Source organism: Massilia sp. P2_C2 (assembly GCF_056404615.1).
On the sequence record NZ_JBFUDR010000199.1, the window covers coordinates 1 to 11,635 of the forward strand.

General features: G+C 67.3%; 12 protein-coding genes. All 12 read right to left on the bottom strand.

Going from position 1 to position 11,635, the window contains the following annotated elements; all coding sequences use genetic code 11:
• Positions 1–254: 254 nt before the first annotated feature.
• Positions 255–974 (bottom strand): type II secretion system protein N, encoded by a 720-nt coding sequence (locus AC1DYX_RS20755; RefSeq protein WP_477262296.1) that lies wholly within the window; start codon positions 972–974, stop codon positions 255–257.
• A gap of 11 nt (positions 975–985) precedes the next feature.
• A complete protein-coding gene (gspF, locus tag AC1DYX_RS20760) occupies positions 986–2,206 on the bottom strand; it encodes a type II secretion system inner membrane protein GspF (protein WP_477262298.1) in 1,221 nt (406 codons plus the stop codon).
• A 3-nt stretch (positions 2,207–2,209) separates the two neighbouring features.
• Complete coding sequence (gene gspE / locus AC1DYX_RS20765; protein WP_477262300.1) at positions 2,210–3,634, bottom strand: type II secretion system ATPase GspE; 1,425 nt, start codon at positions 3,632–3,634, stop codon at positions 2,210–2,212.
• 5 nt (positions 3,635–3,639) lie between these two features.
• Positions 3,640–5,991 carry a type II secretion system secretin GspD gene (gspD, locus tag AC1DYX_RS20770; protein ID WP_477262318.1) on the bottom strand — a complete coding sequence of 784 codons (2,352 nt, stop codon included), beginning with the start codon at positions 5,989–5,991 and terminating at the stop codon, positions 3,640–3,642.
• Positions 5,991–6,764, bottom strand: a complete 774-nt coding sequence (gspN, locus tag AC1DYX_RS20775) for a type II secretion system protein N (protein WP_477262302.1) — start codon at positions 6,762–6,764, stop codon at positions 5,991–5,993. The genes gspD and gspN overlap by 1 nt, the downstream gene beginning before the upstream one ends.
• Positions 6,761–7,279 carry a type II secretion system protein GspM gene (gspM, locus tag AC1DYX_RS20780; protein WP_477262304.1) on the bottom strand — a complete coding sequence of 173 codons (519 nt, stop codon included), beginning with the start codon at positions 7,277–7,279 and terminating at the stop codon, positions 6,761–6,763. Before gspM ends, gspN begins: the two co-directional genes overlap by 4 nt.
• Complete coding sequence (gene gspL, locus AC1DYX_RS20785) at positions 7,276–8,487, bottom strand: type II secretion system protein GspL (protein ID WP_477262306.1); 1,212 nt, start codon at positions 8,485–8,487, stop codon at positions 7,276–7,278. The genes gspM and gspL overlap by 4 nt, the downstream gene beginning before the upstream one ends.
• 67 nt (positions 8,488–8,554) lie before the next feature.
• The gene (gene gspK / locus AC1DYX_RS20790; protein ID WP_477262308.1) at positions 8,555–9,541 is read right to left on the bottom strand and encodes a type II secretion system minor pseudopilin GspK; all 987 of its coding nucleotides are present in this window, start codon (positions 9,539–9,541) and stop codon (positions 8,555–8,557) included.
• Positions 9,538–10,254, bottom strand: coding sequence for a PulJ/GspJ family protein (locus AC1DYX_RS20795; protein WP_477262310.1), 717 nt, complete (start codon positions 10,252–10,254; stop codon positions 9,538–9,540). Before AC1DYX_RS20795 ends, gspK begins: the two co-directional genes overlap by 4 nt.
• Positions 10,245–10,631 (bottom strand): type II secretion system minor pseudopilin GspI, encoded by a 387-nt coding sequence (gene gspI / locus AC1DYX_RS20800; protein ID WP_477262312.1) that lies wholly within the window; start codon positions 10,629–10,631, stop codon positions 10,245–10,247. The genes AC1DYX_RS20795 and gspI overlap by 10 nt, the downstream gene beginning before the upstream one ends.
• Positions 10,632–10,674: 43 nt before the next feature.
• Positions 10,675–11,139 carry a type II secretion system minor pseudopilin GspH gene (gspH, locus tag AC1DYX_RS20805; RefSeq protein ID WP_477262314.1) on the bottom strand — a complete coding sequence of 155 codons (465 nt, stop codon included), beginning with the start codon at positions 11,137–11,139 and terminating at the stop codon, positions 10,675–10,677.
• A gap of 40 nt (positions 11,140–11,179) precedes the next feature.
• A complete protein-coding gene (gspG, locus tag AC1DYX_RS20810; RefSeq protein WP_477262316.1) occupies positions 11,180–11,635 on the bottom strand; it encodes a type II secretion system major pseudopilin GspG in 456 nt (151 codons plus the stop codon).

The following is an 11,635-nucleotide window of genomic DNA, read 5'->3' on the forward strand; positions in this document are numbered from 1 at the left end:
GGCCAACTGCGTCATCAGCTTCGCTATCGCAACCGGCGTGTTGGCTATCTCGCCGTAGAAACGTGGATCGCCACCGGCACTGTCCGCAATCGAGACAGCGATCGTCGCCTTATGGACATCCAGGCCTACATATTTGCTAAACTCGTTCATGACCTACCTCCTCAATTGCGGCTCTGCGCCGAAAGGTTCACCAACCCTCAGCGTAACCCGCGTCCGTTGAGGTTGGTAGGTCAATACATTCTGTCTACCGGCTCTTATTGCGTCTGGGTCTGCCCGGCCGGATTGCCGCTACCACGTGGCGGCTGGCCCGGGTTCTGCGGCTGGTTGATCGGGTTCGGATTCGGGGGCGGCGGCGCGCTGTCATGCGAACCGACGTCGCCGGGATTCGTAAAACCCGACTGCTGCTGGACACTGCCCGGCGCCATCGGCGGTTCGGACGGGCCATTCACCTGCGTGGGCTGCATGGCCGGTGCCGTCGTGATCTGCTGCGGCTGCCCGAAGTTCGGCTGAACGWTCGGCTGGCCATTCGGCTGCGGTGCGCCCGGCGGCATGGCGCCCGGACCGCCCATCGGTGCCGCAGCCTTGGCATCCGTGGCCAGGTCGACGCGCTTCATCACGCCGCCGTCGGACAGCATCACGTAGCGTGGATGGACTTCGGCCAGCGTAATGCCCGGCGCCAACTCCTTGCCCACCTTCAGCGCCTTCGGCGAGCCATCGGCGACGATGATCGCCACGCTGCTGCTGCCGTCGGCCACGACGCCCGTCAGCTGGTAATTGGTCGCGCTGGCCACGGCGACCTGGCCGCCGAACAGGGTGGCGGCGGCGTCGATCGCGGGGTCGGGCTGCGCCGCATGCGGCGCCGCTGCGATCGGGCGCTGCGGCGGCTGGTACAGCTGCAGGATCCAGTACGCGAGCGACACCGCCAGCAGGATCACGCCCAGCAAGCTCAAGAGTAAGGGCAAACGCTTGTTCATCAGTGTCCTTGTCAGCGCACCAACTGGTTGATTTCAATGATCGGCATCAGCACGGCGAGCACGATCAGCAGCACGACCAGGCCCATGGCCAGGATCAGCACCGGCTCGAGCAGGCCGGCGATGGTCAGCGCGCGCCGCTCGAGGTCGGCCTGCTGCGAATCGGCGGCACGCTCCAGCATCGCCGGCAGTTCGCCGGTGATTTCGCCGGCGCGGATCATGTGCACGAGCATCGGCGGAAAATACTTTTGCGCCGACAACGCGCGCGCCAGGCTGGCACCCTCGCGCACGCTGGCCGTCGCGTCCTCGACGAGGGTTTTCATCGCCACGTTCGACAAGGTGTCGCGGCTGGTGTCCAGGGCACGCAGGATGGGCACGCCGGAGCCCGTCGTGATCGCCAGGGTGCTGGCGAAGCGTGCCGTGTTCAGGCTGCGTTCGAACCGGCCGTACACGGGCGCGTCGAGCAGCCACGCATGCCAGCGCAGCTTGAGCGCCGGGTTGCGCAGCGCGCGGCGCCACGCGAACCACAGGGCGATYACGATCAGCGCGACGTAGATCCCGTACGCCCGGGTAAAGTCCGACACGGCCAGCATCATGGTGGTCAGCACCGGCAATTTCTGCTTGGTGTTGGCGAACACGGACACGATCTGCGGCACGACATACGTCAACAGGAAGATCACGATCGCGAAAGCGACGACGGTGACGATGGCCGGATAGGTGAATGCGAGACGCACCCGCTGCACGAGGGCATTACGCCGCTCGATGTAGTCGGCCAGGCGCGCCAGCACGCGGGCCAGCTGGCCGATCTGCTCGCCGGACGCGACGAGGGCCCGGTAGATCTCGGCGAAGTCGCGCGGATGGCGCGACAGGGCGGCGGAAAACGGCGCGCCGCCCATCACTTCCGAGCGGATCGACGCGATCAGGTCGCGCATATAAGCGCGCTCGGCCTGTTCCAGCAGTGCCGTAAAGGCCTGTTCGAGCGGCAGGCCGGCTTCCAGCAGGCTGGCGAGCTGGCGCGTGAACAGCGCGAGCTCGACTTGCGACAGGCGCTCGCCGAAACCGCGCGAACGGGCGACCCCGCGCTCGTCGACCTGGGCCGCGATGGCCTCGACGTTCAAGGGCGTCAAACCCTGCAGGCGCAGGTCGGAACGCGCGGCACGGGGACTGTCGGCGTTCAGGACGCCCTTGCGGGTGATGCCGCCGGCATCGACGGCTTCGTAGCGGAAGGCGGGCATCGATCAATCCACCTTCGTCACGCGCAGCAGTTCGGCTTCCGTCGTGATGCCTTCCCGCACCCAGCGCTGGCCATCGTCGTGCATGGTCTTCATGCCGGACTTCAGCGCGGCATGGCGGATGTCGGCCTCGGCGGCCTGGTTGTGGATCTGGGAGCGGATCTGTTCGTTCGTCTCGAGCAATTCGTACACGCCCATGCGGCCATGGAAACCCGTGTGACCGCAACGGTCGCAGCCGACCGCCACCCACTGCCCGCCCTCCTGGCGCTTGCAGTGCTGGCACAGCTTGCGCACGAGGCGCTGCGCCATCACGCCCAGCAGCGACGACGACAGCAGGAACGGCTCGATGCCCATGTCCAGCAGACGGGTCACGGCCGACGCGGCGTCGTTCGTGTGCAACGTGGCCAGCACCAGGTGGCCCGTCAGCGATGCCTGCACTGCGATCTGGGCCGTTTCGAGGTCGCGGATCTCGCCGATCATGATCACGTCCGGGTCCTGGCGCAGGATCGCGCGCAAGGCCTTGCCGAACGTCATGTCGATGCGGGCGTTGACCTGGGTCTGGCCGATGCCGGGCAGGTCGTATTCGATCGGGTCTTCCACCGTCATGATGTTGGTGGTCGTCGAATTCAGGCGCGACAGCGAAGCGTACAAGGTGGTCGTCTTGCCGGAGCCGGTCGGGCCCGTGACGAGCACGATGCCGTGCGGCTGGTTGATCAGCTTGTCGAACTGCGGCAGCATCTGCTCGCTCATGCCGAGGTGGCCCAGGTCGAGGCGGCCGGCTTCCTTGTCGAGCAGACGCAGCACGGCGCGCTCGCCGTGGCCGGTCGGCAGGGTGGAGACGCGCACGTCGACCGGCTTGCCGCCGATGCGCAAGGTGATGCGGCCGTCCTGCGGCAGGCGTTTTTCCGCGATGTCGAGCTGCGACATGATCTTGATACGCGAGATCAGCGAAGCGTGGATGGCCTTGCGCGGCCGCACGATGTCGCGCAGCGCGCCGTCGATGCGGAAGCGCACGACGGACGTCTGCTCGAACGGCTCGATGTGGATGTCGGACGCGCCTTCGCGCAGCGATTGCGTGAGCAGCGCGTTGATCATGCGAATGACGGGCGCGTCGTCGGACGATTCCAGCAGGTCCTCGATCGCGGGCACGTCCTGCAGCAGCTTGGTGAGGTCGAGGTCGGCGTCGAACTCGTCCGCGACCTGCGAGGCGTCGCCGCCGGCCGACTGATAGGCGGCGGCGATGGCCGATTCCAGTTCGGCACGTTCCATGCGCCGCAGGGTGATGCGCCCGAAGCGGCGCGAGACCTCGGCGATGGCCGCCGGCTTGGTCGCATTCGAGACCAGCACTTCGACGGCTTGCGACGGGTCGCCGTTGGAACGCGCCAGCACGCCGTAATCGCGTGCAAATGCGTAGGGCAACAAATTATTCATCGTCTTCAGTTCGGTTGGGTCGGTGGCACCGTCCGGTTTTCAGGCTGCACCGGGCGGAATTCCGGCACGGGCTGCTGGGCCGGCGCTTGCGACCTGTTCTGCGGTTGCGTCGTGCCCGGTCCGGTGGCGGCGCCAGGACGCGCCGGGGTCGGGGCCGGCGGCGGCGTCGTGGCCATCCCGGTGCCCGCGGGCGGCTGGCCATTGGTCAGGCCAGGCAGCATCGGCGCGCCGAGGTTCTTCAGCAGCACCGTGTTGTCGACCGGCTGCGCCATCTCGCCGGCGGCGCGCATGTACTCGTAGCGGTCCATCGACAGGGTATCGTTCTGTTCCTTGCTGCGCACGACGATCGGACGCAGGAACACCATCAGGTTGCGCTTGTTGCGGTTCCGGGTCCGGTACTTGAACAAATTCCCGATGACGGGGAGATCGCCCAGCCCGCGCACTTTTTGCTGGTTCTCGCCTTCGTCGTCCGAGATCAGCCCGCCCAGCACGACGATCTGGCCATCATCCGCCAGCACATTGCTTTCGATGGCGCGAACAGTCGTCACGATGCCAGCCGTCGAGGTGACGGAAGTGTCGATTCCCGAGTTCTCGTGGTAGATCGCCATCTTGATGGTACCACCTTCGGAAATCTGCGGACGCACCTTCAGCAGCAGGCCCACGTCCTTGCGGTCGACCGTCTGGAACGGATTGCTTGCCCCGCTCGCGCCCGTCGTGAAGGAACCCGTGATGATCGGGATGTTCTGGCCAACCTTGATCGTCGCCAGCTCGTTGTCCAGCGTGATCATGTTTGGCGTGGACAAGATATTGGCATGGCCCGTACTTTCAAGGGCGTGCGCGATCGCGCCCAGGCCCAGCGCACCGTTCACCTGCTTGAACAGGCCGATCGACAGGCCGGTCGGGTTCGGGATCGACGCGCCGCCGCTGGCCGCGCCGGAGGCCGACCCGCTGATGCCCGTCGCCGCGGCCAGCGCCAGGTTGACGAGGTTGTTGCTGTTGCCGCCGACGCTGAACGACTGCAGGCCGCCGACGCGGTAGGCGCTGTTGTCGTTGCCGGTCAGGCCCACCCATTGCACGCCGAACTCGGCCGCGTCGTTCGACGTGACCTCGACCACCAGCGCCTCGATATAGACCTGGGCGCGACGCACGTCGAGCTGGTCGATGACGCCGCGCAGGTTGCGGTAGAGGGCATCCGGCGCCGTGATGATGAGGCTGTTGGTCGACGCATCGGCCTGGATGAAGCCCGAGCCCTGGCCGCCGCCGGCGCCGCCGGCCGTGGCCTGGCCCTGCTGGCCGTAAGTGTTGCCGGTGCCACCCATGCCGACGCTGCTCTGCTGACCCTGCTGGCCGCCGAGCCCGCCGGCGCCGGTGCCGCCGCCGGTGGCGCCGGCCTGGATCGAACCGCCTGACGTGCCCTGCTGCTGCACCGGCACGGCCGACGCATCCTGCGAGACGATGGCGCGCAGCGTCTGGGCGACCTTGCTGGCATCGGCATTCTTCAGGTAGACGACGTGGATGTTGCCGAGCTCCGTCGTCGGCTGGTCGAGCTTGGCGATCAGGCTTTTCGCCATGCTGGCGCGCGCGACCGACGGCGCGCGCACGATAACGGCATTCGTGCGCGGATCGGCCAGCACGGTGACGCGGCCCGCATCGCCGCCGGCCGCCGGTTCCATCAGGCGCGTGACGAGCGTGGCGACGTCGCTGGCGATGCCGTTGCGGATCGGGATCACGTCGAGGTCGCTGGTGGCGGGCGCGTCCAGCGCCGCGATGATCTTCGACAGCCGGCGCAGGTTGTCGGCATAGTCGGTGATCACGAGGCTGTTGTTGCCCGGATCGGCCATGATCGAGTTGTTGGGCGAGATCAGCGGGCGCAGCACGGCCGTCAGGTTGGCGGCCGACTCATGCTGCAGGCGGTAGACCTGCGTGGYGATCTGGTCGCCGTGCGCCCTGGCGCCGCCGACGCCGACCTGCGTGGGCGACGATTGCAGCTTCGCCTCCGCTTCCGGCACCACCTTTGCATAGCCGTCGCCGGTGACGACCGCATAGCCCTGCAGGCGCAGCGCGGACGTCAGCAGGGAGAATGCCTGGGCCTTGGTCAGCGTCTTTTCCGACACCAAGGTCAGGGTGCCCTTGACGCGCGGGTCGATGATGAAGGTCATCCCCGTGTAATGGCCGACCGCCTTGATCACGGACTCCATGTCGGCGTTGACGAAGTTGAGCGCGGCGCCGCCGCCCTCCTGGGCGTAGGCGAACGACGGCAGGACGCTTGTTCCGACGGTACAGCACAGCACGGCGCCGGCCACGATGCGGCGCAGTGCCGGGAATTGCTTTTTGCTGCGGGGTTGATTTGTTTTCATCATCTGAACTCTAACGCGATTATGTTCTTGCCGTTCACCATACGCCGTTGACCCAGCAGATTGAGCAGGTTGCCCAGCGTGTCTTCGTACTTGTCGGCCGCCGCAGCCTGTCCCGAGAAATGCAGGCGACCATTTTCCAATGCTCCTTTACCCGACAGCAAGAGCGCACCGCTCAGCGTGCGCAGCACCACGTCGGCCCGCTGGCCGTGCCAGTCCATGACCATCTCGTAGCTGCCGAGCGGCTTGATCGGGCTCATGCGCGATCCCATGTCGGTCAGCGACAGTGTCGTGCGTCCGCTCACCGCCACCGTATTGCCCTGGAGAGCGATGTCCAGCAGGTTCCAGTTCAGTTTGATCGTGCCCGAGAGCGCGAGCGTGTTCAGGGGCGCGCCCAGGCCGGCCAGGCCGTCGGCCGGCAGCAGCAACTGGCCGGCGCTCACCTGCAACTGCGACCAGCTGCCGCTGACGTGCACCGGCTGGGCCAGCGCCTGGTCATTGGCCAGGTCCATGCTGACGCTCCCGAACAACACCAGCGGCGACAGGTGCCAGGAAAAGCGTCCAGGCAGCAGCGGCGTGACGGATCCGCCCTCGCCCGGCGCGCCGCCCACAAAGGCTGAGCCGCGCCAAAGCGTACCCTGCGCATCCCCCAGAGTCAAACGGCCGCCGGTCTGGCGTTCGATCATCGGACCGAGCCAGGCGGCCGGCAGAAAGGCCAGCACGGTGAGGATGACCGCCAGCGTCGGAAACGCGATCCAGACGAATGCGCGCTTCATTGGCCGCTGCCGGTGTTCTGGCGCAGCGTCAGGCCGGCGTCGACCTGGCCGGCGGCGGGCAGCGCGGTGACGACGGCGTCCTGCACCAGCACGCGGTTGGCGCGGCGCTGCTCGTCCAGCCACGTGGCCAGGTTGGCGAAGGCCACGTTGTTCAGTTGCAGCTTGATGTACTCGCCCGACACGGACAGCGACTGCGGATTCAGGCCGCGCCCCGACAGGCTGGCGCTGACGGCTTCGCGCGTGAGCGGCGCGACGTGCGTCTCGGGCGCCTGCGCGAGGGTGGACGCTTCCTGGGCCAGGGCCTTCAGTTCGGCGGCCTGCTGGTTCAGCTGCGGCAGCGAGCGGCGCAGCTGGGCACGCCCTTCGAGGGCCGGGGCCATGAACAGCAGGTACAGCAACGCGGCCAGCACGACGGCGCCGCCGGCCGCCAGGAAGCGGCGTTCCTGCTCGGTGCGCGCGAGCCACAGCGCCGTGGCGCGCTCGCGGTACTGGGCGATGGTGGTGGCGATACTCATGATTTGGCTCCCGTGCTGCGGACGACCCAGTTACCCGGCGTGGTTTCTTCGAGGGTGAGCCGGCGCGTGGCCAGGGACGTGCGCAATTGCCCGATCAAACCGGCGTCGACCGTTTCCGGTTTGACTTTGACGGTCAATGCGCGTTCACGGTATTCAATTGATGTAATTCCAATCTGGCGGCCGAGCGAGCGCGTCGCTTCGCCGAACGCCGATGCCAGGTACGTGAATTCGTCCGGCGCCACGTCGCCCGTGTTGGCGCGTGCGCGGGCGATGTGCTGGCGCATCTGCAGCACCGGATCGAGGATCGCCGTCTCGTTCGGATAGACGTTGCGGTAGGTCTGCGTCATCGACTGGCGCACGGTATTGGCCTCGCGCCGCAGGCGCAGCCAGTCGACGTTCAGGCCGATCAGGTTGACGGCGATGGCCAGCGCCGCGAGGGCGATCGGCCAGCGCCAGCGGCGCCAGTCGCGCGTCGGCGTGCCGGCCGCGCCCAGGCCGCTCACCAGGTCCAGCGCCGTGGTCCTGGAGCCGGCGATCCAGTGCGTCCAGTCGTCCGCTTCGAGCGTGATGCCGGGCCCCGCTTCCTGCGCCAGCGCCTGGTATTCGCCCAGCTGGATGGGCGGCACGTACAGCACGAGCGGAGCGTCGCCGCCGTACGTGCGTGCCGTCTGCAGCACGACGGCCGGGGTGGCGTCGAGCGCGAGGCCGAAGCCCTGGAACAGGCTCTGGCGCAAGATCAGCTCGACGCCGGAGATCGCGGCCGCCACGCTGCCCGGCTGCAAAGGCAGGCATAGCTGCGCGGGCACGGCGCTGACGGCGCGCGCCCCCTGGGCCAGCAGGCTTTTCACGATGGCTTGCAGCCAGTCGCGATCGACGACGGCGATCGGGCGCGTGCCGTCGGGTTGCTCGGGCGCGGCCACGAGGACGGCGCCCGCCGGATCGCCCAGGATGTGTTCTTCCACCAGGCCCGGCAGCGCGGCCTTCAGGCGCGCACCCGACAGCGGCGGCGCCTGCACCGACAGCAGGGAAACGTCGGCGGCGGCGAGCAGCAGCACGACGCGGCGGCTCGTGCCGACCAGGTCGCCCAGGTTGCGAAGCGAGCCTTCGCCATGCTGGTCGATCGCGCCGCCATCGGTGACGAGGGCGAAGCGGCACAACGCGTGTTCACCTTCGGCGCGCGCGGGATGCCGGATATAAAGTGTGCTCAAACTGTCTCGCTTTCTCGATCTCTTGTGGGTCGTTCTAACATGCCCTGTGTTCTGTCCTGCGACTTCCTCAGTACTGGCGGATCCATCTCACCTTCGGGCCGCCACCGGCCAACAGGTTCCCCGACCGCTGGATCAGTGCCTGTGCATCCAGTGCGGCCCGATCCAGCCGGATGTGGCTGTCGACCAGGAACCATTCGCTTTTCACTGCCACCGCACTGCCCTCCGGCTCCCTACCGTGCAGGTCGCTGATGAAATAACTGAGCTGGCGCCATGCCGCCTGCTTGCGCCGCACGATCAGCGTGTTCGCTTCTGACACCGACATGTTCGGCACCACGGCCGCCAGCACTTCCGCCGGCGCCGTGTTCACGTTCACGGGCGTCGTCTCCGGCAGCACGGTCACGAACGGCCGCAGGCGCTCGACGATGGCCGGCGTCACGCCCTGCACGGCCAGCAGGTCGTCCACCTGCATGATCCTGAGTGGCGCCCCGGTCACCGGCACGAGCTGCGTCGGATCATTCCCGCCCGGTGCCGCTTCTCCTCCCGCCGCCGGCAACCCGGAAGAAACGAAGCCGGCCACGCGCCGCGCGAGGGAAGGGTCGAGTTGCAGGTTGCGCAACAACTGCGTGAAGATCTTCACGTTGTTCGCGTCCATCACCCCCCTGCTCGTCGCCAGGTTGCGTAAATTGTAACGCGAGCATGCGTCCGTAATGCTGCCGGAAAGGTTGGCGGCGAAATTTTCGCCCTCGATCCGCTCACGTTCCACGTACTGGTCGAGGCGGGTCTCGGCCAGCGGCGTCGCCCACACCTGGTCGAGCGACGTGTATTCGCGGTGGTCGATGCCGTCCTGGAACAGGACCAGCGTCGCCCAGTCCAGCGCGCCGCGCAGGATCCACTTGGTCTGCAGGTGCAGACGCTGGTTTTCCATCGAGCGCACCTGCACCTGCTGCTGCCAGAACAGGCTGGCGACGATGGAAATCGCCAGCGTGGTGAGCAGCAGCGCCGTGATCACGGCCACGCCCCGTTCACGCCACGGTCGCGGCGAGCGGATTCTCATGGTTCCCCCAGCAGGAAGGATTTCACCATCGGCGCCTGTAGGCCCTGCGCCTGCAAGGCCACCTGCATGCCGGTCGGTTCGTTCGTCGTCTGCGGCGCCTGGCCGGGCTGCGTCGGCTGCGTCGGCGGCGTCGGCGGCGTCGGTGGCTGCGGGGCCTGGCCCGGCGTGCCGGCCGCATTCGCCCCGGGATCGACGCCACCCTGGCGCCACGCGTTATTGACCCAGGTCGCAACCTGCATCCCCGTCACGCCGGTCTGCAGGGCCACGGCCGCGTTGGCATCGGCATCGCTGGTGACGGCCTGCCACAGGCTGTCGAGCTGGATGAGGTCGCGCGTCGGTTGCGATTCGCGCCGCATCAGGTTGCCGTTGACGATGCGGTAGGCCACCACCTGCAGGCGCGACGGCTGGTTTTCCGTGAACACTTCGCGCACGAGGGTAAAACGGTCGTTGCCGACGAGGAGGTAGGGCCGCTGTTCGACGACGTCGCGCCCGGCGATGTGCTCGCAATCGCTCTGCATCTGGGCGAAGGCCAGCTGCATGCCGCGCGTCGTTTCCATCTGCTGCGTGAGGGCCACGCGCGCGCGCACGATGCCGTCCAGCCCGCGCCAGCCGAGCACGGCCACGATGGCCAGGATGCTGATCGCCACCAGCAGCTCCACCAGCGTGAAGCCGCGCGGCGGATGTGCGCGTTGCGGGGAGGTCGTCATCGCCATGGTTTCAGCACCAGTTGCACCAGCTTGACGATGCGCCGGTTGGGATTGGCGATGTCGAACACCGAGACTTCGACCCGGCGCAGGCGCGGGTTCGGGCTGGCGATGACTTCTTCCTGGCAGACCAGGTGCAGGTCGCCCTGCGGGCAGTCGAAACTGTGCTTGCCGATGTCGGGGAATTCCTTGCCGAGCCGGATCTGCACGAGCCGGTTCTCGGCCGACCAGGTCGCCATCATCGAGGCACGCAGGCCGGAACTGTTCGCGGTCAGGCTGCCCACCGCGCGCAGGCCGGCACCCAGCGCCGTGCCGACGATGACGAGGGCCACCAGCACTTCCAGCAGGGTGAAGCCGCGCTGGCGGCGTGGGCTTCGCAGGCGCATCCTGGCGCTTATTTGCTCACTCCTCGGCTTGCTCATTCCACGCTCATTCCACCGTAAAGTGACCGACGCCGTCGGCACGGATGGCGACGCGGTCGTTACCGCTGGCCAGGGTGAGCACGAACGGCTTGTCGACCGGTTCGCTGCCGAAGGTGATGCGCAGCGGATTGAGGGTACCGGCGCTCGTCGGATCCAGCAACAGGGTCAGCGGCGGATTCTTGAATTCGCGCTCGCGCAGCAGGTCGTCGTTCACGATCGGTTCCCAGCGCGTCTCGGTGCGCACGATGAAGCGGTAGCGCTCCGGTGTGGCCTCGAAGGCGACGAGGCGATTGCGCACGATGGCCTCGTCGCGCGCCAGCTGGAGCAGCAGGGTCAGGCGCTGCGCTTCCTTCTGCAGGTCCTGGTGCGGATTCGGCATGGCGTTGAGACTGGCCAGTCCCAGCGTGATGCCGATGATGACCATCACGACCATGATCTCCACCAGGGTGAAGCCGCGCGCGTGCCTGGTCATCGCAATGTCCGATCGTTATGCCAAAAACCGCTCGCGGGCCTTATTTGTTGTCCCAGGAGCCGATGTCGGCATCCTCGCCGGTGCCGCCCGGCTGGCCGTCGGCGCCCAGCGAGAACACGTCGACCTCGCCGTGCACGCCGGGCGACAGATACTGGTACGGCGTGCCCCACGGATCCTTGGGCAACTTGTCGAGGTAGCCGCCTTCCTTCCAGCCGTTCGCGGCCGGGCCGCTGGTCGGCTTCTGGATGAGGGCTTGCAGGCCCTGCTCGGTGGTCGGGTAGCGCTGGTTGTCGAGTTTATACAGCTTGAGTGCCGACATCAGCGTGGAGATGTCGACGCGGGCCGCGGCGACACGCGACTCGCCGGTAYGGCCCAGCAGCTTGGGCACGACGAGCGCACCCAGGATGCCGATGATGACCACGACGACCATGATTTCCACGAGGGTGAAACCGCCTTGGCGGCGCTGCCGTGCGAAACGATGCTTGAGGTTCTGCAT

Coding starts and splice junctions, on each gene's coding strand:
- gspH (WP_477262314.1), bottom strand. CDS start 11,139: ATGACCAGGCACGCGCGCGGCTTCACCCTGGTGGAGATCATGGTCGTG.
- gspE (WP_477262300.1), bottom strand. CDS start 3,634: ATGAATAATTTGTTGCCCTACGCATTTGCACGCGATTACGGCGTGCTG.
- gspI (WP_477262312.1), bottom strand. CDS start 10,631: ATGCGCCTGCGAAGCCCACGCCGCCAGCGCGGCTTCACCCTGCTGGAA.
- AC1DYX_RS20795 (WP_477262310.1), bottom strand. CDS start 10,254: ATGGCGATGACGACCTCCCCGCAACGCGCACATCCGCCGCGCGGCTTC.
- gspK (WP_477262308.1), bottom strand. CDS start 9,541: ATGAGAATCCGCTCGCCGCGACCGTGGCGTGAACGGGGCGTGGCCGTG.
- gspM (WP_477262304.1), bottom strand. CDS start 7,279: ATGAGTATCGCCACCACCATCGCCCAGTACCGCGAGCGCGCCACGGCG.
- gspN (WP_477262302.1), bottom strand. CDS start 6,764: ATGAAGCGCGCATTCGTCTGGATCGCGTTTCCGACGCTGGCGGTCATC.